Source organism: Hyphomonas sp. UBA4494, from assembly GCF_002388935.1.
Taxonomy (GTDB): Bacteria; Pseudomonadota; Alphaproteobacteria; order Caulobacterales; family Hyphomonadaceae; genus Hyphomonas.
This window is the reverse complement of record NZ_DGNK01000034.1, coordinates 25,552-46,247: the sequence shown is the minus strand read 5'-3', so window position 1 is coordinate 46,247 and position 20,696 is coordinate 25,552. Positions and strand designations below refer to the sequence as shown.

25 protein-coding genes are annotated in these 20,696 nt (G+C 58.7%); 6 read left to right on the top strand and 19 right to left on the bottom strand.

Annotated elements, in window-relative coordinates; all coding sequences use genetic code 11:
* The first annotated feature begins 233 nt into the window (after nt 1-233).
* Nucleotides 234-1,049, top strand: coding sequence for a TrmH family RNA methyltransferase (locus tag B2P82_RS13745; protein ID WP_290497532.1), 816 nt, complete (start codon nt 234-236; stop codon nt 1,047-1,049).
* On the opposite strand, the gene B2P82_RS13740 is transcribed toward B2P82_RS13745, so the two are convergent.
* From B2P82_RS13740 to cysG, 6 genes are read right to left on the bottom strand one after another with little or no spacing between them, the layout of a single operon-like run.
* On the bottom strand, nt 1,046-1,789 hold the full coding sequence (locus tag B2P82_RS13740) for a phosphoadenylyl-sulfate reductase (protein WP_290480517.1): 744 nt from the start codon (nt 1,787-1,789) through the stop codon (nt 1,046-1,048). The two genes, B2P82_RS13745 and B2P82_RS13740, sit on opposite strands and share 4 nt — an antisense overlap.
* A gap of 5 nt (nt 1,790-1,794) precedes the next feature.
* Nucleotides 1,795-2,283, bottom strand: coding sequence for a DUF934 domain-containing protein (locus B2P82_RS13735; protein ID WP_290497530.1), 489 nt, complete (start codon nt 2,281-2,283; stop codon nt 1,795-1,797).
* Entirely contained in the window at nt 2,270-3,928 is a 1,659-nt protein-coding gene (locus B2P82_RS13730; RefSeq protein WP_290497529.1) for a nitrite/sulfite reductase, read from the bottom strand. Before B2P82_RS13730 ends, B2P82_RS13735 begins: the two co-directional genes overlap by 14 nt.
* Complete coding sequence (locus B2P82_RS13725) at nt 3,928-4,557, bottom strand: glutathione S-transferase family protein (RefSeq protein WP_290482556.1); 630 nt, start codon at nt 4,555-4,557, stop codon at nt 3,928-3,930. The genes B2P82_RS13730 and B2P82_RS13725 overlap by 1 nt, the downstream gene beginning before the upstream one ends.
* A complete protein-coding gene (locus B2P82_RS13720; protein ID WP_206992110.1) occupies nt 4,557-4,862 on the bottom strand; it encodes a DUF2849 domain-containing protein in 306 nt (101 codons plus the stop codon). Before B2P82_RS13720 ends, B2P82_RS13725 begins: the two co-directional genes overlap by 1 nt.
* Nucleotides 4,859-6,265, bottom strand: a complete 1,407-nt coding sequence (cysG, locus tag B2P82_RS13715; RefSeq protein WP_290497527.1) for a siroheme synthase CysG — start codon at nt 6,263-6,265, stop codon at nt 4,859-4,861. Before cysG ends, B2P82_RS13720 begins: the two co-directional genes overlap by 4 nt.
* Before the next feature lie 108 nt (nt 6,266-6,373).
* Between cysG and gcvA the strand changes: the two genes are divergently transcribed.
* A complete protein-coding gene (gene gcvA / locus B2P82_RS13710; protein WP_206992108.1) occupies nt 6,374-7,306 on the top strand; it encodes a transcriptional regulator GcvA in 933 nt (310 codons plus the stop codon).
* Here the strand turns inward: gcvA and B2P82_RS13705 are convergent.
* The 4 genes from B2P82_RS13705 to B2P82_RS13690 all read right to left on the bottom strand — a co-directional run bounded on the left by B2P82_RS13705 (nt 7,303) and on the right by B2P82_RS13690 (nt 8,591).
* The gene (locus B2P82_RS13705) at nt 7,303-7,752 is read right to left on the bottom strand and encodes a YcgN family cysteine cluster protein (protein ID WP_206992107.1); all 450 of its coding nucleotides are present in this window, start codon (nt 7,750-7,752) and stop codon (nt 7,303-7,305) included. The genes gcvA and B2P82_RS13705 overlap by 4 nt on opposite strands.
* The gene (locus B2P82_RS13700; protein ID WP_034817077.1) at nt 7,749-8,030 is read right to left on the bottom strand and encodes a GNAT family N-acetyltransferase; all 282 of its coding nucleotides are present in this window, start codon (nt 8,028-8,030) and stop codon (nt 7,749-7,751) included. The genes B2P82_RS13705 and B2P82_RS13700 overlap by 4 nt, the downstream gene beginning before the upstream one ends.
* Nucleotides 8,027-8,314, bottom strand: coding sequence for a GNAT family N-acetyltransferase (locus tag B2P82_RS13695; RefSeq protein ID WP_034817075.1), 288 nt, complete (start codon nt 8,312-8,314; stop codon nt 8,027-8,029). The genes B2P82_RS13700 and B2P82_RS13695 overlap by 4 nt, the downstream gene beginning before the upstream one ends.
* Before the next feature lie 106 nt (nt 8,315-8,420).
* Complete coding sequence (locus B2P82_RS13690) at nt 8,421-8,591, bottom strand: CsbD family protein (protein WP_084333513.1); 171 nt, start codon at nt 8,589-8,591, stop codon at nt 8,421-8,423.
* 153 nt (nt 8,592-8,744) lie between these two features.
* Between B2P82_RS13690 and mnmC1 the strand changes: the two genes are divergently transcribed.
* Entirely contained in the window at nt 8,745-10,595 is a 1,851-nt protein-coding gene (gene mnmC1, locus B2P82_RS13685; RefSeq protein WP_290497525.1) for an FAD-dependent 5-carboxymethylaminomethyl-2-thiouridine(34) oxidoreductase MnmC1, read from the top strand.
* Here mnmC1 and B2P82_RS13680 read toward each other — a convergent pair.
* The 5 genes from B2P82_RS13680 to B2P82_RS13660 all read right to left on the bottom strand — a co-directional run bounded on the left by B2P82_RS13680 (nt 10,575) and on the right by B2P82_RS13660 (nt 12,512).
* Complete coding sequence (locus tag B2P82_RS13680; RefSeq protein ID WP_290497524.1) at nt 10,575-10,784, bottom strand: hypothetical protein; 210 nt, start codon at nt 10,782-10,784, stop codon at nt 10,575-10,577. The two genes, mnmC1 and B2P82_RS13680, sit on opposite strands and share 21 nt — an antisense overlap.
* Nucleotides 10,785-10,829: 45 nt before the next feature.
* The gene (gene pspC / locus B2P82_RS13675; RefSeq protein ID WP_034817059.1) at nt 10,830-11,276 is read right to left on the bottom strand and encodes an envelope stress response membrane protein PspC; all 447 of its coding nucleotides are present in this window, start codon (nt 11,274-11,276) and stop codon (nt 10,830-10,832) included.
* 12 nt (nt 11,277-11,288) lie between these two features.
* Nucleotides 11,289-11,543, bottom strand: a complete 255-nt coding sequence (pspB, locus tag B2P82_RS13670) for an envelope stress response membrane protein PspB (protein WP_034817057.1) — start codon at nt 11,541-11,543, stop codon at nt 11,289-11,291.
* Nucleotides 11,544-11,656: 113 nt separating this feature from the next.
* A complete protein-coding gene (gene pspA / locus B2P82_RS13665) occupies nt 11,657-12,349 on the bottom strand; it encodes a phage shock protein PspA (RefSeq protein ID WP_034817055.1) in 693 nt (230 codons plus the stop codon).
* Nucleotides 12,350-12,380: 31 nt separating this feature from the next.
* A complete protein-coding gene (locus B2P82_RS13660) occupies nt 12,381-12,512 on the bottom strand; it encodes a hypothetical protein (protein WP_255342029.1) in 132 nt (43 codons plus the stop codon).
* 212 nt (nt 12,513-12,724) lie between these two features.
* Between B2P82_RS13660 and pspF the strand changes: the two genes are divergently transcribed.
* On the top strand, nt 12,725-13,813 hold the full coding sequence (gene pspF / locus B2P82_RS13655; RefSeq protein WP_290497523.1) for a phage shock protein operon transcriptional activator: 1,089 nt from the start codon (nt 12,725-12,727) through the stop codon (nt 13,811-13,813).
* An 8-nt stretch (nt 13,814-13,821) separates the two neighbouring features.
* On the opposite strand, the gene B2P82_RS13650 is transcribed toward pspF, so the two are convergent.
* Together B2P82_RS13650 and B2P82_RS13645 are read right to left on the bottom strand one after the other, a co-directional pair.
* Nucleotides 13,822-14,172 carry a response regulator gene (locus B2P82_RS13650; protein ID WP_034817052.1) on the bottom strand — a complete coding sequence of 117 codons (351 nt, stop codon included), beginning with the start codon at nt 14,170-14,172 and terminating at the stop codon, nt 13,822-13,824.
* 7 nt (nt 14,173-14,179) lie between these two features.
* Nucleotides 14,180-15,964, bottom strand: coding sequence for a sensor histidine kinase (locus tag B2P82_RS13645; RefSeq protein WP_290497521.1), 1,785 nt, complete (start codon nt 15,962-15,964; stop codon nt 14,180-14,182).
* Nucleotides 15,965-16,272: 308 nt separating this feature from the next.
* Here B2P82_RS13645 and hpf point away from each other — a divergent pair, with 308 nt between their 5' ends.
* Both hpf and B2P82_RS13635 read left to right on the top strand, forming a co-directional pair.
* Nucleotides 16,273-16,866: a ribosome hibernation-promoting factor, HPF/YfiA family gene (gene hpf, locus B2P82_RS13640; protein ID WP_034817049.1), complete on the top strand. Its 594-nt coding sequence runs from the start codon at nt 16,273-16,275 to the stop codon at nt 16,864-16,866.
* 23 nt (nt 16,867-16,889) lie between these two features.
* The gene (locus B2P82_RS13635) at nt 16,890-17,360 is read left to right on the top strand and encodes a PTS sugar transporter subunit IIA (RefSeq protein ID WP_206992101.1); all 471 of its coding nucleotides are present in this window, start codon (nt 16,890-16,892) and stop codon (nt 17,358-17,360) included.
* Nucleotides 17,361-17,442: 82 nt separating this feature from the next.
* On the opposite strand, the gene B2P82_RS13630 is transcribed toward B2P82_RS13635, so the two are convergent.
* Complete coding sequence (locus B2P82_RS13630) at nt 17,443-19,641, bottom strand: M3 family metallopeptidase (RefSeq protein WP_290497519.1); 2,199 nt, start codon at nt 19,639-19,641, stop codon at nt 17,443-17,445.
* Nucleotides 19,642-19,708: 67 nt separating this feature from the next.
* Nucleotides 19,709-20,647: an NAD(P)H-dependent flavin oxidoreductase gene (locus B2P82_RS13625; RefSeq protein WP_034817043.1), complete on the bottom strand. Its 939-nt coding sequence runs from the start codon at nt 20,645-20,647 to the stop codon at nt 19,709-19,711.
* Nucleotides 20,648-20,696 lie beyond the last annotated feature (49 nt).

Here is a 20,696-nt window from a genome sequence, read left to right as displayed (position 1 = left end):
TGATTGCGATAACAATACCAAAAAGTAGAATTTTTCTCCTATTGGGAGAATTATTTGAGCTGAAGTGCGGGGGTTCCCCTGCAGGAGAATGTTCGGCCTGGGTCGTCTGTGCCGGACGTCGATTTGTCCGTATGGGTGAAGTATGCTCGTAGTCGGCCGAGCCGGATTCGTTCCACGTCATGGACGCCCCGCCAATTGGACAACGTCTTGCGCCTCAGCATAGAGAAATTGAAATGGGATTTGCGATAGAAGTTGGTAGCGCGACAGATGCGAGGCTGGAGGCTTACACATCCATTCGCGAGAAGGACCTGACTTCAGGTCATGGCGCGCGCTTCATCGTCGAGGGCAAAGTAGCGCTGGAGACAGCGCTGCGTCGGGGACGTTTTGCGCTGGAAAGTATATTCCTTGCCGAAAGCCGGGTAGCGCCCCTGGCCGACCTGCTGGCCCTGGTGCCGGAGGAAACGCCTGTCTATGTCGCGCCCCAGTCGGTCATGGATGCGGTCGCAGGGTTTCCGATGCATCGCGGCGTGCTTGCCTGTGGGCTGAAAGGCGACATCGCCGAACCGGCCGCGTTTCTCGCCGCCATAGAGGCCGGTCCCTCTACCCTGCTCCTGATGTCAGACCTGTCCAATCACGACAATGTCGGCGCCTGCTTTCGTAATGCGGCCGCCTTTGGCACAGATGCGGTGCTGATGGATGGTCAATGCTGTGACCCGCTCTATCGCAAGGCCATCCGCGTCTCCTCCGGCAGCAGCCTGTGGCTGCCCTATGCCCATGGCGGGACAGGCCTGGACATGGTGAACGCGGCCAAGGCGGCAGGCCATGAAGTCTGGGCGATGACGCCGCGCTCCGAGGCAACGCCGATCACGCAAATGGATATGCCGGACCGACTCGCCATCCTGCTCGGTGCCGAAGGACCGGGGCTGCCGGACGAGTTGATCGCGGCTTGTACGCCCGTACGCATCCCAATGTCGGAAGGCTTTGACAGTGTGAACGTGGCGACCGCCGGAGCGATCGCGATGGCTCACATATTCGGGGCGAAGGCCTAGAAGACGCGCGGGCGTTCCGTCTTGTCGATGTGGAGGCCGCATTCGGATTTCTCCTGTCCGGCCCAGCGACCCGCGCGGGGATCGTCCGGATTGTCGGACGGCTTCGTGCACGGCCAGCAGCCGATGGACGGATAGCCCTGAGCAACCAGCGGATGGCGCGGCAGATTGCGCTGCTTGATCAACAGTTCCACATCGTCCGGAGTCCAGTTGGCCAGCGGGTTCACCTTGTAGCGTCCGTTCGCAAACTCGAAGACCGGCAGGCTCATCCGGGCCCCACCATGAAAGCGTTTGCGACCGGTGATCCAGGCATCAAAGCCCTCCAGAGCCGGCTCCAGCGGGCGCACCTTGCGCAGTGCGCAACAGGCGTCCGGATCGGTTTTCCAGAGATTGTTCTTCGGATCGAGCACCTTGCGCTCGGTCTCACTCGGCGGAATTTCGCGCACACCGGTCAGGCCGAGCTTTTCGATCAGCTCGTCCTTGTAGTCCAGCGTCTGCGGGAAATGCATACCGGTCTCGAGAAACACGATGGGCAGGTCAGGCTTCACGTCCGCGATCAGGGCCAGCATAGCGACACTCTCGGCGCCGAAACTGGATACGTAGGTCAGGCTGTTGGCCCATTCGCGAACCATGGCGACGCGCAGCACCGTCTGAGCGGAGGCGTCGCGCAACTCACCATTCAGGCGAGCGAGGCGGACGTCCGCAGCTTCGGACTTGCGGGCAAGACTGTCGCCATAAGGCATAAGGATCAGCTTTCGTGTCTCTTGCGGTACACCGGCGTCCGTTCACCCGCTGCGGGCTGGTAGACGTCGGAATACTCTTCCAGTGCGTTCACCACTTCATGTAGGTCAGCACGGGCGGTCTCGTAAGCGTCAAAGCCTGAACGGTTCATATAGAATATCTGATCCCGCAGGACGTGACCCACAGCGCGAAGCTCTCCGGTATAGCCGAAGCGACGGCGCAAAAGCTGGGCCTGGGAGTATCCACGACCGTCAGTATATTTAGGGAAACTGATCTCGATCAGTTGCAACCGGTCGAGATATTCCTCCAGTTCGTGCGGGTCGTCGCCCGGTTCCAGCCGCACACCAATATCGGTGTTACGGGCCAGAAGAATGTCTCGCTCGCTGCGAAATCGTCCGAGCGAAACTGTAATACATCCACCAGGAGACAGCTCACCTTCATCCGGGACAAAGGCCCAGATATTGTCGATCTCTGTGCCGTTCTTAACCAGCGGCATAAAGCGCCTCCTTGAAGGGGTCATGGCCGAGGCGGGCCAGCGTCTCGATGAACAACTCGCCCTTGTCGGCGCGCAACTCGCGATAGGTGTCGACGACGCGTTTGAGGGCGCCGGGCACGTCATCAGCCTTCAGGCCGGGGCCGGCAATATCACCGATCGCGGCCTTCTCATCAGCGCGGCCACCGAAGGTGATCTGATAGAATTCCTCACCCTTCTTGTCGACGCCGAGAATACCGATATGGCCGACATGGTGGTGGCCACAGGCATTGATACAGCCGGAAATATTGATATGCAGGCGGCCGATATCTTCCTGATAGTCTGGATCGGCGAACACTTCTTGAACCGCCTGCCCGACTGGAATGGAACGGGCATTGGCAAGGTTGCAGTAATCGAGACCTGGGCACACGATCATGTCAGTGATCAGGCTTTCGTTGGCGGTATGCAGCCCGGCAGCCTTCAACTCGCGATACACATCCTGCAGGTCATCCAGCGCAACATGTGGCAGGACGAGATTCTGGGCGTGGCTGACGCGGATATCGTCATAGGCATAGGTCTCGGCCAGATGCGCTACGGTCATCATTTGAGCGTCGGTGGCGTCTCCGGCGAGACCGCCAATCGGCTTCAGGCTGACCGTGACGGACGTGTAGCCAGGGGTCTTGTGCGGATGGAGGTTGATCCGCGCCCAGCGCGCAAACTCTGCATCATCGGCCTTCAGCGCCTCGAACGCAGCGGACGTGTCTGGCTTCGCGGCCAGTTCCGGCGGCGCAAAATAGGCATGGATACGGTCGATCTCGGCCTGTGGCAGGTCGATTCTCTCATTGTCGCGTTGGGCTGCATATTCCTCTTCCACGAGGCGGCGGAACTCGGCTTCGCCCAGTTCACTGACAAGGATCTTGATACGGGCCTTGTATTTGTTGTCCCGGCGGCCGAAGCGGTTGTAGACGCGCATGATGGCTTCGAGATAGTCGAGCAATTCGGCTTCCGGCACGAACTCGTTGACCAGGGTCGCGAGGTGCGGCGTGCGCCCCTGCCCGCCGCCGACATGGACTTCAAACCCGACCACATCACCGCGCTTGCGGATATGCAAGCCGATATCGTGCACGCGAATTGCAGCGCGATCATGCTCCGCCGCCGTGACGGCAATCTTGAACTTGCGCGGCAGGAAGGCGAACTCCGGATGGAACGTGCTCCACTGGCGGATGATCTCGCACCAGGGGCGCGGATCCATCAATTCGTCTTTCGTCGCACCGGCATAATGATCGGATGTCACGTTGCGGATACAGTTACCGGAGGTCTGGATGGCATGCATCTCGACCTCGGCCAGCTTGGCCAGCACGTCCGGGATGTCTTTTAACGCGACCCAGTTGAACTGTATGTTCTGGCGCGTGGTGAAATGGCCGTAATTCCGGTCATAGTCGCGCGCGACGATGGCCAGTTGGCGCAGCTGGCGGCCGCTGAGCTGACCATAAGGAATAGCCACACGCAGCATATAGGCGTGCAGTTGGAGATACACGCCATTCTGCAGGCGGAGCGGCTTGAACTCGTCTTCCAGCAATTCGCCTGACAGGCGGCGGTCCACCTGTCCACGGAATTGCGCGACCCGCTCGGAGACGATCCGGGCGTCAAACTCATCATATCTGTACATTACGCAGCCTCTTTTGCGTGCGGTATATTGAGGGCCACTTCGGTGCGGCTGACCCATCTTTCCACGGAGGGAAAATCAGACAGGTCAAAGCCACCCTCATGGGCGACCCGTGTGTAGGCGACCAACGCAATATCGGCGAGCGTCATCGCATCGCCAACCAGCCAGTCGGTATAGGTCAATTGCAGCTCCATCACACCGAGCGCGCGGCGCCCCTTGGCCATCAGCTGCGGATCGATCTGGTCATCCGGCGTATTGAGATAATGTTTCTGGAAGCGCCTCACAGCAATGGCGGTCTCGTGAGAGTATTGTTCCCAGAACAGCCAGCTCATCATCTGGGCCCGGCGGAACGTGTCAGAAGGGACCAGGTCACTGCCTGCCTCTTCGGCGAGATACAACATGATGGCGTTGGACTGTGGCAACGCACGGCCATCCGGCCAGCGCGCCAGCGGCACCTGACCCGCCGGGTTCAGCGACAGGAAGTCTTCGGTCTGAGTGCCACCCTGAAGGATATCGACCTCTACCCAATCATATGGGATGCCAAGCAGGTCAGCGGTCCATTTCGGTTTCATGCAATTGCCGGAAATGGAATCGCCGTAAAGTGTGAGTCGCTGAATCTCGCGATGGGGCATTATGCGCCCTCTCCATAGGAAACGGTCGGTCCCTTGGCGCGGATCGTCTCGCGCAGGGTCTCGCGGCCCGTGATCTCTCCCGTCTCAGTGACTTCCATGAAGTAAGGATCGGTAACGATCCCCTCCTGCGTCTGAGCATCTGCCAGGCGCGCTTCGGCCTCATCGCCTGTAAAGGCGGCAACCTTTGAAACGTCCTGGGTCCAGCTGCCGTCGGCGGCCATCCAGACATTCTGGCCGGTCGCGGTCTCCCATGCGGTGACGGCCTTTGGCGTATCCGGCTTAAGTTTCGGGCGAACGGATGTCATACGAAAGTCTCCTGGCTGACGCAGCCTGAAAGGCCGATTGCGCCACTCGCGAAAGGCAGGCCCGCCACTTTGCCGATGATGAGCAATGCCGGACCCTTGATACCATTGTCTGTGATCAGGTCAGGCAGTTCAGCAAGAATACCGAAAACCTGAATTTCGTTCGGCCGCGTGCCGTTCTCGATCACTGCGACCGGCGTGTCTGGCGCGCGCCCGGCTTCGATCAACTTGTCAGTAATGGCGGCCGCTGTGCCGACCCCCATGAAGACGGTGACGGTCTGGTTCGGCTTGGCCAGAGAGTCCCAATCGAGATCGGGCACGCCGCCGGCCTTGGCATGGCCGGTGACGAAGGTCAGGCTCTGGGCATGATCGCGATGGGTCAGCGGTACACCTGCCTGCGCCGCGCATCCGAGCGCAGAGGAAATGCCCGGTACGACAAAGGCTTCGACGCCGGCCGCGAGCACGGCTTCCATCTCTTCACCGCCACGTCCGAAGATAAACGGGTCGCCGCCCTTCAGGCGTACAACGCGCTTGCCATCGCGGGCCGAGCGGATCAGCATTTCGTGAATTTCATCCTGCGGGACGGAATGGTCGCCCTTGCTCTTGCCGACAGACACGCGGTCGGCATCCCGGCGAATAAGCGTCAGGATATCGTCGCTGACCAGACGGTCATAATAGACAATGTCGGCTTCCTGCAGCAGGCGCAGCGCCTTCAGGGTCAGCAGCTCCGGATCACCCGGACCCGCGCCAACCAGATGAACCACGCCTTGCGTCCGGCCGCCGGACAGTACGTCGCGCATCGCCTGTTCAGCAGCTTCCAGCTCGCCCGCATAGGCAAGTTCGGCAGCCTTGCCATTGAGCACGCTCTCCCAGAACTTCCGACGCGCGCCAGAATCCGGCAATTTGGACTTCACCTCTTCGCGCATGCGTCCGGCCAGTTCCGCCAGATCGCCGATGCGTGCGGGTGTAAGCGCTTCAAGTTTGGCTCGCACCGATTTGGCAAGTACAGGCGCAGAGCCGCCCGAGGCCACGGCAGCAACAATCGCGCCGCGGTCCATGATGGATGGAACCGTAAAATCGCAGAGATCTGGCCGATCGACGACATTCAAAGGCACGCCATATTGGCGCGCCCAAGTGATCGCGCGATCTGTGTTTTCATCAATTCGGCAGGCCACAATTGCAAAACGGGCAACATCGAGCGCGGCGCCAGCTTGGTCCTGCGGCGCAATCGTGATGCGCCCAGCAAACTCCTGAGCGAAGCCGGAATCGATGTCTTTTCCGATGATTACAGTGATATGCGCCGGTGTTTTGGCGAGCAGGCGCACCTTGCGGCGCGCTTCCTCACCACCGCCGAACACGACGACGCGCGCGTCATCCATGTTGAAGAAAGCCGGGAATTGGCGCATGCGGGCGGACCTCTTTTTAGGCAAGCTGATCAGTCAGGTGTCAAAATGGCTCTTGACGCGGCGGACGCAAGCATGAACCCCTACAGCGATCCTTTAGAGAAACTATCCATGTCAGACCCATCCGACCGACTTCCCCCATTGAACGCGCTGAGAGCCTTTGAGGCCGCCGCGCGGCGCCTGTCTTTTACACAGGCTGCCGAAGAGCTGAATGTCACGCCCGGCGCGATTTCACAACAGATAAGGCAGCTGGAAGAATATGCTGGCACGCCCCTGTTCAAGCGAACGGGCCGTTCAGTTTTGCTGACAGATGCCGCCCAGGCCAGCCTGCCTCTGGTGCGCGATGCATTCGAGAGAATTTCTGAAGCCGGGCGGATCATGCAGGCTCCAGCGCGCAAAGGCCGGGTCATGGTGTCATCTGCGCCGTCCTTCGCCGCGAAATGGCTGGCGCCCCGCCTTGATGGCTTCCATCGGGAACATGAGGAGACCGAGGCCTGGATCTCGGCCGATATGGGCCTGACCGATTTCACCACGGCCGATGCCGATTTCGCAATCCGCTATGGCCGGGGCAATTATGACGGCCTGAAATCTGAAAAGCTGATGGACGAGACTGTCTTGCCGGTCTGTTCCCCTGCCCTGTTGGAAGGAACCGACGCGATCCGTAAGCCTTCGGATTTGCGGCATCACACACTGATCCATGATGAGAGCAACGAGAATGACCCGTCCTGCCCCGACTGGGCCAGCTGGCTGCGTGCGCGGAATGTGAAAGATGTTGATGGCTCACGCGGCCCACGTTTCAACCAGGCGATCCTCGTGATCGAGGCGGCTGCCGCCGGACGCGGCGTGGCGCTTGCCAAACGCGCGATTGCAGCAGCGGATCTCGCCTCTGGTCGGCTGGTCGCACCCTTCGCGGATGGCTCCCACCTGATCGATTTCGGGTACTGGATCGTCTATCCGAAAGGCCGTCACCTGACGCCAGATGTACGCAACTTCATCAAATGGCTGAAGACCGAGGCGACCAATAGTGAAGTGGTCGGCGTCTAGGGCTCATTGCCTTCCCAGTCGACAATCCAGTCTTCTGTGTCCTCATCGAAGACCGTGTCCTCGGAAACGGTGCGTCCCCGGATCGAATGCCCCTCTTCGTGGATGCGGTTGCGATCACCACATACGAGGTAGTGCCAGTCCGGCAGCTCCTTGCCTTCATGGATCAGGCGATAGGCGCAGGTCTTTGGCATCCAGCGGATTTCCTCGACCTTCTTCGGAGTAAGAATCACGCAGTCTTCGACGATCTTCTTGCGATTTTTGTAATCGGCACACTGACAGTTATCCCCGTCAAACAGGCGGCAATGGAGTCGCGTGTAAGCGATCTCACCGGTATCTTCATCTTCCAGTTTGAGCAGGCAGCATTTGCCACAGCCGTCGCAGAGGGATTCCCATTCCTGCGATGACATCTGAGCCAGTGGCGTGGTTTTCCAGAAAGGCTTGGTCATCCCCTCAGGGCAGCCCATTCCGGCGTCTTTTCAATAAGTGCCGTTGCAAACCAGCAAGACGAAGAAACCGTCTCACCCGCAGCAATGATGTCATTCATCACACGCGTCACCAGATTTTTGCCAAGGCCGCGTCCACCCAGTTCTCCCGGCACGATCGTGTGCGTGATATGGCGCAGCCCGGTCCGCGGACGCTCATAGGTCAGATACGCTTCCAGCCCGTTCTCGAAATAGCTGTAGCGCATATGATTTTCATCATGGGTGATGGGTATCGTGGTCATGCCAGTACATCCTGCCATTCTGCATGTTTTTGAATTTGCGCCTTCGCGAAAGGGCACAGCGGAATGATCTTGATTCCGTCCCGACGCGCATCCTCGACTGCGCGTTTGACCAGGGCTACGCCGACACCCATGCCGCCGAGCGCTTTCGGAACGCCGGTATGGTCGATGATGATCCGCTCCGTACCCGCCTTCGAATAGGTCATCTCGGCCTCGTGGCCGTTGACCAGGGTGACATAGCGCCCGCCGGTCTCTCCGTCTTCGCGCTTGATCTCAAACTCGCTCATGAGTGTATGCCTTCTGCTGAGAGCCCCTATGTGGCGCGCCATCCGGCAGCACGCAAGGAAAAGCCGCCCCCGGAGGAGCGGCTTTCACAGTGGTTCAGGGGGTCGCCTATTTGTTGACGGCGTCCTTTACGTCACCCGCTGTCTTGCGAGCTTCGCCTTCGGCCTTGTCCATTTTGCCTTCGGCTTGCATCTTCTTGTTGTCTGTCATTTCGCCGACAGTTTCCTTGACTTCGCCTTCAGCTTCCTTGGCACCGCCCTTGAGATGTTCTTTGTCCATTTGGGTCTCCTTCAGTTTGTTTGTGTCGGCCGCATGATCGCGGTCATTCAATCAACGCGCGACGGACAAGAGCGATCCGATTAATTCGGTGTCAGAAAGCATGCAGCCGCAGAGGACTGTTCAAAACGGTACTGCCCGGCTAACCCGTCTCGCATGGCCCGCTTGCTCACGCATCCCATGATTGACTGGAAGGACGACGGCACGCCCGTCGCCCGCGAGGCGGGGGACGTGTACTTCACGGCGGGGGATGGACTGGCCGAAACCCGCGCGGTTTTCCTGCAGGGCTGCGGCCTTCCGGAAGCCTGGGCCGGCAAGACCGAATTCACGGTAGCCGAAACCGGATTTGGCACAGGATTGAACTTCCTCGCCTTGTGCGAACTGTGGCAAGCGCACCGGCCAGCCCCGGATGCATGGCTCCATTTTGTCAGCTTCGAAGGCTTTCCACTGACTGAGGACGATGCGGCGCGCGCGTTGGGCGCGTGGCCCGAACTGGCGTGCTTGGCAGCGCGACTGCTCGCCGATTGGCCAGGGCCTGTGCGCTGTGTACACCACCTCGTCTGGCCTGATATCGGCGTCACTCTCACGCTTCATCTCGGCGATATTCACGACACGCTGCCCCAGAGCCAGTTCATGGCCGATGCCTGGTTTCTCGACGGATTCAGCCCGGCAAAGAATGAAGCCATGTGGTCAGCTGATCTTTACGGACTGATTGCAGAGCGCTCCAAGCCCGGCGCGAGCATCGGCACGTTCACCGTGGCAGGCACAGTTCGGCGCGGACTGACAGAGGTCGGCTTCGATGTCGTCAAAGCACCGGGACACGGCCGCAAGCGGCAGCGACTGGAAGCAAGGTTGGCACTTGCCTCTCCCGCCAAGCCGGACATTTACGGCCTGCGCGCGCATAGTGACCCTCGCCAAAAGATCGCCATTCTGGGCGCAGGAATTGCTGGGGCAAGCGCGGCTTACGCCCTGACAGAGCGCGGCGCAGATGTGACTGTGTTTGATCCAGTTGGCCCCGCAAGCGGCGCAAGTGGCAATCCGCTGGCCCTTATGATGCCTCGGCTCGATGCGGGCGACACGGCGCAAGCCCGCTTGCTGATCGACGCTTATCTTGCCGCCCGCCGCGCCTATTCAGGCATGGAAGGCGCACACGAAACCACCGTACGCCAAATGCCAAAGGACAAGGCCGAGCAGACCCGGTTCGCGAAATTGCTTGCGGACCCGCCTCTGCCTTTGGAAGACCTTGAAGCCATTTCGGGCGGCGGCCTGCTCCACAAGCGCGCACTGGTCCTTGAGCCTGCGCGGATCATTTCCGGATTGCTCGACAATGTTCGGGTCCGGACCGGGACGGTCGAGATTTCGCTACAGGATCGCTTGGTGGATGCCGAGGTGTTCGACATCATTGTCCTCGCCACCGCCATGGAGACGAACCGGCAACTTGGCTGGGTCGGGCTGGAAGGCCGATTGGGTCAGGTCGAGAGCGTCGCGGACGCCACACCCGTTCAAGCAGAGGCAGTGGCGAGCGGGCACTACGCACTGGCATTGGAAGATCAGAGGCTCTGGGGCGCTACCTTTGAAAGAATCGAAGATGGTGTACCGGCTGCAACGTCCGCCGCTGCCCGCGCCACCAATGCCGACGCATTGCGACAATTGTCTCCATGGTGGCAACGAAGCGCAACGTCGCTGCCCGTTCAGTCTCGTGCTGCCATTCGTGCGACCACCGCTGATCGATTACCCCTGGTCGGCGCCGTGCCCGATTACTCTGCAGCGCTGGAGACATTTTCCGGCATGCGAAAAGGGCGCCCTGTCGATGCGGACGCCCCCGTGTTGCCGGGCATATTCATGGTGAACGGTTTTGGCGCGCGCGGCTTTACCTGGGGCCCCTGGGCCGGCCGGGTGCTGGCGGCCATGTGCCTTGGCGGGCCCTCCCCCGCCGAAGTGGCGGCGCTCGAGGCGGTCAGCCCCGTGCGCCTGATTGTTCGCGCCTTAAAGCGCGGTGAAGTCTGACTCACCAAAAGAGCGGGCGATGCTGAGGCGAACGCCCCCCTCTTCGTGCGGCGCAAACGTCATCTGAAGCCCGCCGAACTCCAGTGCTGTCTGTCCCTGGAGGCTGGAGAGAAAGAGTACCATCATCAGGATGAGGATGGAGACCCCTCCGAGCAGCCAGTTATTCGTCAGTAGCGTCCCCTTACGCATTTTTCCGGTCCTTCTTGTCGGATGGTTAGGGTGAATGGGCGCGGTCTAGTTGCCACGCTCCAGGTCGCGGAATTCCTTGCGCAGTCGCCACTCGTCAGATGTGACCTTGCGTTCGATATCCCTGAGGCGTTCATCGAGATCCATGAAAGTGTATTTCAGGTTCCCGAAAGTGGCTCTGGGGCGGTCGTTCACGTTGCGCCAGAAAACATCTTCTTCCGGTGATATGGTACGACCGCCCAAAGGTGTCCGCGGCGTGATCATCCAGACGACGATATAGGCAATCAGGGCGATCGGTCCGGCGACAAAGAAAAAGGCGAGCACGGCCAGCAGGCGCACCAGGATGGGTTCCCAACCAAAGCGTTCGGCAAGGCCGCCACAGACGCCGGCAATGACCTTGTCATGACGCGAGCGGTAATAGCGCTTCGGATTCGGGGAGCCGTACTGGTCGCCTTCTGGGGCTGTATCACGGTAGGCACGGGATTGGCGGGACATATGTCTGGGTCCTTAGTCGTCAAAAGTGGGGCGGGAAGAACGAGGCGGCCTGCGGGGGCTGTCCGCTTCGCTCTGCTCAAGGAGAGATTCGAGCGTCTCGATCCGGCGTTCCATCGCCTTGGCCGAGCGCCAGAGATCCTCCATCATGCGCTCATCGTCGGGCATCAGGGTTTTCTGCTTCCGCCACAGGGTGATGTAGTGGAAGATCATGCCCGGGAGGACGATGAACAGCGAGACGATCGCTATGATTGGAATAAACTCATCCATCAGGCGGCCTCGTCAGCAGATGGCTGCCGGTTGGCGCGCGCCTGGGCGATGAGGCCCGGAGCGCAGACCAACGTCATGAAGCCGGTGAGGCAAGCGAGTGAAAACAACATCGATTAGTCCTCCGATTTCTTGCTGGAAGACTTCGCCGATGACTTGGCGCGCTTCGCTTTCAGGGCTTCGAGTTCCTTCTCGACGCTCTCGTCACGCTCCAGCGCGGCGAATTCGGCTTCGAGGGTCGGTTCACGGCCCTTGATCGTGTCAGCATAGGCTTCCATTTCGTCGACCTTGCGCTCGATATTGCCGTAGCGCGCCAGCGCATCATCCACTTTGCCGTCATAGACCTGGCTGCGAATGCGAATGCGCTGCTCGGCCGCTTCGCGGCGCATCATCAGTGCCCGATGCTTTGCCTTCGCTTCGTCGAGTTTGGCTTGAAGCTTGGCCAGATCGTCCTGGCGCTTCTCGAAGGCTTCTTCTGCCGCGTCCATTGCCAGCTTGCGGCGTTCGATTTCGCCATCAGCTTTCTGCTTGGCGGTCAGAGCGCCACGGGCCAGGTCTTCGCGACCCTTGTCGATGGCCAGTTCAGCCTTTGCAGCCCATTCGTCGCGGGTCTGCGTGAAATGGACGATTTCGCGTTCCATTTCCTTTTTGTCTGCCATGGCGCGGGCCGCGGCGGTGCGAACCTCAACCAGCGTATCTTCCATTTCCTGGATGATGAGCCGGGCAATCTTTTCAGGATTTTCGGCGCTGTCGAGCATCGCGTTGATGTTGGAATTGATGATGTCACCGAGTCGGGAGAACAAGCCCATTTTGGTGTCCTTTCGTGAGTGGGGGGGAGGATTAGAAGAACAAACCGCCGAAGAAGATGCCGACGACGAAAAACATCCAGCTTTCCGCCGGGCGCGTCGCGAGCCACCGACCGAAACGGCCAGCATCCGAGCGGGCTTCCGAAGTGTTGTAGCGATCTTCCATTTTCAGTTTGTCCTTCTTGTGTTTGTGAGCAACGCCCTGTCGCTCCGAGCCCTTCTGTCATTTCAAGGACCGTGCCAGTTCAAAATTAATTTTATAGATCTTTGTTTTATTTGATATTTTTAGGTATTTCGGACTATTTGATTTTTGTAATTTGGTGTATTTAGCCAATTTTTTTTATATGTTTTGCCTCTAATTTTTGCTATTTTGCCTAAATGGTTGATCAAAATACGCAATTATTGGGGCAGGCGCCCGCCTGGCTGAGCGCGCAGGAGCATGTTTCCCGTGTCGCCGCGCTGGATCGCTCCATTCTTGTCATCGGGGAGCGAGGCACAGGCAAAGAGCTGATCGGCGAACGCCTTCATTTCCTGTCGAAGCGCTGGGATGGTCCATTCGTAAAAGTGAATTGCGCCGCACTGTCGGAGACCCTGCTGGACTCTGAACTGTTCGGGCATGAGCGCGGGGCCTTTACCGGCGCGACCGAAATGCGGCGGGGCCGGTTTGAACTGGCTGATGGCGGTACGATCTTCCTCGACGAAATAGCGACCGCCAGCGCACAGGTTCAGGAAAAATTGCTGCGTGTTGTCGAGTATGGCGAATTCCAGCGTGTGGGTGGATCAAAAGTACTCTCAACCGACGTTCGCATAGTGGCCGCAACCAATGCCGACCTGCCGGGTATGGTGGAGGCAGGCGAATTCCGCGCCGACCTTCTGGACCGGCTTGCTTTTGATGTCATTACCCTACCTCCGCTCAGGGCCCGACCTGGTGATGCCAGCCTGCTGGCCGACCATTTCGCTCGGCGTATGGCGATCGAAATGGCGCAGGATTTCCCCGGTTTTGCCCCCTCGACCATCGCCGCTATCGAAGCTCATGACTGGCCCGGCAATGTACGTGAACTGCGCAATTTCGCGCAAAGGCTCGCACATCGCGCCATGCTGATGGCACCGGACGAACCGGTCTTGTTCGATCCGGCCGTACTCGACCCATTCGATTCTCCCTGGCGTCCGACCGGGGCCGGCAAGACAGGTCACTCCGAGACACTTCGGGCCGACCCGGTACGCATTCGCGACAATCCAGAGATCGCCGCCGATTTCAGCGCACAGGTCGCCGCTTTCGAGATGCAGTTGATTGACGAAGCCCTCAGCCTGTCACAAGGCCATCAGGGCCGCGCCGCAGACCTGCTAGGACTCTCCTATCATCAATTCCGGGGCCTGCTGAAGAAGCATGACTATGGGCGCAATGCCGGTAAGCCGGCCGATCCTGAGGCTGGCACCCCCATCAAAGGCCCCGTGAGGGCCATGTAGACCACGCTTCAGTCAGGGTTTGCGAAACCCTTCAACTGTTCGATCAGGCGCGGAAAATGTACTGGCTTTGTATGGATTGGACTATCGGCAAGCCCATCTTGCAAATCTGCCTCATTATTGCCGGTAACAAACACGAACGGAATTCCGAATTCCTTCAGTCGATGCGCCGTCGGAAAAGAGGCGACCCCTCCGAGATCCATATCAAGCACAGCCGCCTGGATGGATCCCGGCTCAATGAGCGCTTTGGCGTCCTCATTGTTCGCGACCGGCCCCACCACTTCCATGCCAGCATCTTCCAGTTGCGCCTTCATATCAAAAGCAATCAGGAAGTCGTCTTCCAAAAGCAATATCTTCAGCATAGTCCCCCTACCTTCTAGCTGGAAAGCGAAATTGAGCTTTTAATCCTTTCGGGTCAAAGGTTAAGTTCGATTTCCCGCCAAGAGAGTGTGACAGGCTCTGCTCGATAAGCACACTACCGAAGCCTTTCCGGCTGGGAGGCACCACCGGCGGACCGTCTGTTTCGACCCAGTCGATGACCACGTCAGGGTCATCATCCGTCTCTTCTATGAACCAGCGGATGCTGAGCCGTCCGCTATCGTTCGAAAACGCACCATACTTGGACGCGTTCGTGGCCAGTTCGTGCAAGATCAATCCGAAGGCGTGTGACCCTTGCGGCCCCAGCACAAGCGGCGGCCCCGTCATTTCCAGCCGCGTGCCATCAGCGGGCGCATAGCCAAGAACCTGATCCCGGATGAGACGAGAAATATCCGATGAGTCCTGCGTCGTGGATACAAGCAGGTCATGACTGGCCGCGATGGCGCGCAGGCGCCCGGTGAATGATTGGCGAAAGCCTTCAAAGTCTGTCGCCTCCCGCAGTGTGTGGGCGGCGATGGCCTGAATGGTCGCCAGCGAATTCTTGACCCGGTGATTCAGTTCACTGAGCAACATTTCGCGGTGTGCTTCGGCCCGCTTGCGTTCGGATATGTCCACCGCGGACATGACAATGTCTGTCACTTGGCCGGATTCGTCGAAAATAGGCGCCAATTGCACGTCCACGGGTATCAGCAAGCCTCGAGAATCTCGGATTTCAGCATCGAACCGCATGCGTCGTCCCGCTTCTGCCTTGGCAAAGGCCGAGATCAGGCGATCCTGCATTGCGCGCGTGTGAGACCATGCTGGATGCTGCCAGATCGGTTTCCCGACAAGGTCCTGGCTCGCTGCTCCGGTAAGTCGAAGGGACGCTTCGTTGATTTCCAGCAGGATCCCACTGGGTGTGGTAAGACCAATCATCGAGACAATGCCATCGAGAATGGTGCGCTGGCGTTGTTGGCTTGCATGCAACTGGAGTTCAGCCTGCTTGCGCGCGGTGACATCCTGGAATGAAACAGCGAATCCATCCCCGACCTGAGCGACCGTGAAGCGGAACCAGCGCGGAACGCCATTGTCTGGATAGTAGAGCTCTCGCCGCCAAGGCGTTCCGGTCTCTACCGTGTTGCAAAAGACGTTGAACAGACCTCTTGCAAAGGCCTCGGGCATGACTTTCGATAGCCGCTTGCCGATCAGGACATTCGCCGAGCGCGCCGTCAGCTGTTCTGCTGCGGGATTGACGAACTCCCAGACGAAATCCTCGATCTGACCGGAAACGCCGCGCTGACTTCGCAGGATCATGAATCCGTCCGGGTTGGTTTCCTGCACGACGCGGAACCGGGTTTCGCTGTCTGCCAGCGCCCGGCTGATGCGCTTCTTTTCGGTGATGTCCTGAAGGATCGAAATGAAGTAGGCGACCGTGCCATCCGGATTGCGCAAGCAACTGACCGAAAGCAAGACCCAGACAATCCGGCCAGACTTGTGGTAATAGCGTTTTTCGATCCGATAGGTCTCGCGCCTGCCCTCAAGCACCTCGTTGAGGAGACCGACATCCAGATTCAGATCATCCGGGTGAGTGATGTCCTGAAACGTGATCTTGAGCAATTCGTCGCGCGGATAGCCCACAATTTCGGAGACGCGCTGGTTGACGTTCAGCCATTGTCCCTGAGGGCCCACATGCGCGATCCCCACGCTGGCGTGCTCGAACGTGGCCCGGAACATGGCATCACTTTCAACCAGCATGACTGCCGGCTTATTCGGTTCCTCGGGCTCACCGGTCGACATGCCTTGAGTTCATCCTTGATGGAGAGATATTAATTCAAGTAACTACGCGAAGATGTAAATCAGGTTACCCTAACTGAACTCATCATACGACATTGAAACCATGTAATTTTTGATGCCAACGGGCATGCAAGTCATTGCAGGTGCATCCTACTGCAGTGACGCCAGAATACATATTCCACACGCAATGTATCGCTCGGCTCTTGAGGGCGGTTCTTCCCCTTCCCAAGTCAGGAAAGTGAGGAATTCGATTCGCCTCATTGGCAATTCTGCGCCATACTTGAATCCTGAAAAAACAAAGGAGACCGCCCGTGCAGATACAGATTACTGGCAAGCATATGGATCTCGGAGAGGCTCTGCGGAGCCGCATCGAAGACGGACTGGAGGCGGCAGTCAGTAAGTATTTCAACCGAACCGGCGACGCCCGCGTTTTCGTGTCCCAACAGGGCCCCTTCGTCGAAGTTGACTGCAACGTGCACCTGCCCTCTGGCATTATCCTCCAATCGACCGGCAAGGCAGAAGACCCTTATGCGGCGCTGGAAAACAGCCTCGACAAGATGGAAAAGCGGGTGCGTCGCTACAAGCGCCGACTGAAGGACCATCATGCCGGTACATCGGCTCCAATGCCGAACGAACTGGCTCCGGAAGCCGTGTTCCAGGTGAATGGTCACGATGCCGCCGAGGAAGAGCATTACGAAGAGCCGGATGACACACCGCTGACTGTCGCGGAAACATCGCACTCAATTCGGACAATGAGTGTCTCAGAGGCTGTTATGCAGCTCGAACTGCAGGAAGTGCCGGCGCTGATGTTCAGAAATGCTGGCCATGACGGGCTTAATATGGTCTACCGCCGACCAGACGGTCATATTGGATGGGTGGATCCAGCGAACGTCCCGAGGAACTAGTCCGGAACACGGAAAGTAACTTCATGGCGACTGATTTGACATCCCTGCTCACGGGCGGGGTAATCATACCATCTTTGGAAGCGAAAAGCCGCAAACAGGCAATTCACGCGCTCGCAGAGGCTCTTGCCGAAGCGACAGGCATCGGCCTGCGTGAGATTGAGGATGCCGTAATGGAGCGCGAACGCCTCGGATCGACCGGTGTCGGCGAAGGCGTTGCCATCCCGCACGCCCGTCTTGAGGGCGTCGACGCACCTGTCGGCGGCTATCTGAGACTGGTCCACGGCGTCGATTTTGAAGCGATTGATGATCGCCCTTGCGACCTGATTTTCATGCTGCTGGCTCCGAAATCTTCGGGCGCTGACCATTTGCGGGCCTTGGCCCAGGTAAGCCGCACATTCCGCCAGAGCGCCGTACGTGACGCCTTGCGCGAAGCGAATACGGAAGAAGAAGTCAAAGCGATTGTCTGCCGCGAAGCTGTCGAACAATCTGCCTGAGACACGCCTGACTTCACTGACATGAAAAAGCCCGCCGAATATTTCCGGCGGGCTTTTTGTTTGGATGTCGACCGAGCGCCGATCAACCTTCGCTTGGCTGCTGCTCAGAGAAACCGCGCAGCTTCAACAGCGGCTCGATGGTTGGGTCGGAGCCACGGAAATTCCGGTACAGCTCGTCTGCTTCGCGCAGACCACCAGATTCATAGACCCATTTCTTCAGCCGCGCCGACAGTTCGGGATCATAGATGTCGCCCGTATCGCGGAACGCGGTGAAGCCATCGGCATCCAGAATCTCGGACCAGAGATAGGCGTAGTAGCCTGCCGAATACCCACCCGCGAAGATGTGGCTGAAATACTGGCTGCGATAGCGCGGTTCGATCTCCGGGATCAGGCCGTATTCCTCCAGCACTTGTTGCTCAAATGCCCGGGCATCGGTGATTTCGGCGGCTTCCTCCGAAGTCAGCATGTGCCAACGCAAGTCCAGCAGCGACGCAGCGATGAACTCAGTCGTCTTGAACCCCTGATTGAAGGTCGCAGCAGCGTTCATCTTGTCGATCAGTTCGAGCGGAATTGGCTCGCCGGTTTCGTAGTGATTTGCATAGGTTGAAAGCACTTCGGGGGCGCCAGCCCAATGCTCAAGGATCTGGGCGGGGAATTCAGTATAGTCACGAGGACCATCAACACCGGAGAATGTGGAATACCGGATCTGCGTCAGCAAGCCATGCAGGCCGTGGCCGAATTCGTGGAACAGCGTCTCAACTTCGTCAAACCGCATGAGGGTCGGCTCGCCCTCGGCCGGAGTGATCAGATTGAGACTGTTGGTGATGATCGGGCGAATATTGTTGCCATTGACGTTGGACGTGTCGCGGAACGAGCTCATCCACGCTCCACCACGCTTGGAATCGCGGGCATACATATCGACCATGAACAGGCCGAGATGGTCACCGGTTTCCGCATCCTTGACGTCATACGCGGTCACAACCGGATTCCAGCCGTCAACCTCGACCGGCTCGATCGTGATGCCGAGCAGTTTGGAGGCAACATCGAACGCCCCGTCCCGCACAGCACCAAGTTCGAAATATGGTTTCAACGCATTGTCATCGAAGGCGTAGAGATCCTGGCGGACCTTTTCGGAATAGTGCCACCAATCATGTCCGGCAATCTGGAATTCGTCGCCCACCATGTCTTGCATGGCCGCGCGTTCTTCCTTGGCACGCACGAGGCCCGGTTCCCAGACGCGGAGCAGGAACTCCTCAGCGCCTTTCGGCGTCTTGGCCATGCGTGTTTCCAACTGGTAGTGTGCGTGGGACTTGTATCCCATCAATTCGGCACGCTTGGCACGCAGCTGGGCAATCTTGATCGCGAGCGGGCCATTATCGAACTCGCCCTCGGACGCACGCAGGCGATAGCCATCGAACATCTTCGCGCGCAGATCGCGGTTCTCGCTCTGCGTCATGAAGGTCTCGTAGACAGAGCGATCAACGGTCAGGACCCACTTGTCTTCGCCGTCGACTTTCAGGGCGCTTTTGAAATCGTCTGAAAGGCCGACAAGCTCTGCCTCGTCAGTGACCTCGATCTTGAAAGCCTTGGTCGACAGGAGCAAATTGCGACCGAACTTGGTGGTCAGGCCCGACAATTCCTCATTGATCGCGGCGACCTCGGTTTTGACTTCCGGCGAAAGGTCCGCGCCATTGCGGACGAATTCGCGATGGACCAATTCCAGCAGGCGCGCATCCTGCTCGTCCAGCCCCAGCCGATCACGCTGGCTGTAGACGGTCTTAACGCGCTCGAAGAGGTCCTGATTGAAATTGATCGCGTTCATCTCGCGAGTCAGCATGGGCCAAATTTCAGCCTCCAGCTCGCTCAGCGTGTCATTGGTATCTGTATTCGTGATGTTGCCAAAAACATTCAAAACCTTGTTCAGCGACCCACCGGCGACATCAATCGCGACGATTGTGTTCTCGAATGTCGGCGCGTCCGGATTGTCGACGATGGCATCAATGTCCGCACGCAACTCCAGAATCGCCTTCTTCGTCGCCGGCATGTAATGCCCATCATCGATTTCGGCGAAGGGTGGTACGCCATAGTCGGTCGTCCACTCCTGACGGAATGGATTACCTGCGAGTTCCTCATCACTGACGACAATCTCCGGCAGCCCGGCCTCGCTGGCGGTCGCCTCGGTTGCGGCAGGCGTTTCCGGGGTTTCCGCTTTCTCGCCACAGGCGGACACGGCAAGGGCGAGCGCAGCAACGCTGCCCGCGAGCAATGATTTTCTGGTCATGGGATCCTCTCAGGTCAGTTAATGCCGTTTAGCGATAAATCACGGCAAAAACCAGACCCGTCGCGGCCTATTTCGGCAGGCGAGCTACGACTTCATGATACTCGGCCAGGGTTTCTTCTAGGATTTGAGCGACGGGCTTGACCGCGTGAATCCGCCCTGCGACCTGCCCCGTAAGGGCAATGCCAGCTTCGAGGTCTCCGTCGAAATAGACTTTCTGCGTCCCGGCAAATTCTCCGAAAATATTCTCTACGCCCTCCTTCAGGATGCGTTCTGTACGCTCCGTACTCAAGGCGCGCAGTGCCGGCCCCGGACCTGATCGGTTCAGGAATACGGTGTCGGTCGCATCCGCAGCAAAGATCGCATCTTTCCAGTTCTGGTGCACCGGGCTCTCTTCCGAAGACAGGATACGCGTCCCCATCAGAACACCTTCCGCGCCAAGCGCAAAGGCAGCGGCCATACTGCGTCCGTCGGTTATGCCCCCTGCTGCGACCACGGGAACATTCACATGTTCGCAAACCAGCGGGATGAGAACCATCGATGCAACATCTTTCGGGTTCTTGAAGCCGCCCCCTTCCCCGCCTTCGACAATCAGGCCGTCCACACCAGCTTCAATCGCCCTTAGCGCGCCCTGAAGCGATGGGACGACATGAAACACGGTGAGGCCTGCCTCCTTCAGCATCGACGTATACTTCATCGGGTCACCCGCAGATGTTGTGACGAACTTGATGCCCTGATCGATGATGAAGTCGACAATGTTCGGGTCACGCACGAAAGCCTGGGCAACATTCACACCAAACGGTTTGTCCGTCAGGTCATGCATCTTGAGGATTTCCTCGCGGATCGCATCCAGTTCGCCGGAGGACGTCTCGATGATGCCCATGCCACCAGCATTCGAGAAGGCCGAGGAGAGTGGCGCGCGGGCGATCCAACCCATCGCAGCCTGAATGACGGGTTTCTCGATTCCCAGCATTTCGGTGATGCGGGTTTGGACGGGTGCTGTTGCCATGTGACTTCCTCCATTTTGCCGATAAAAGAGGGGGGAATGGCGAGGCCTG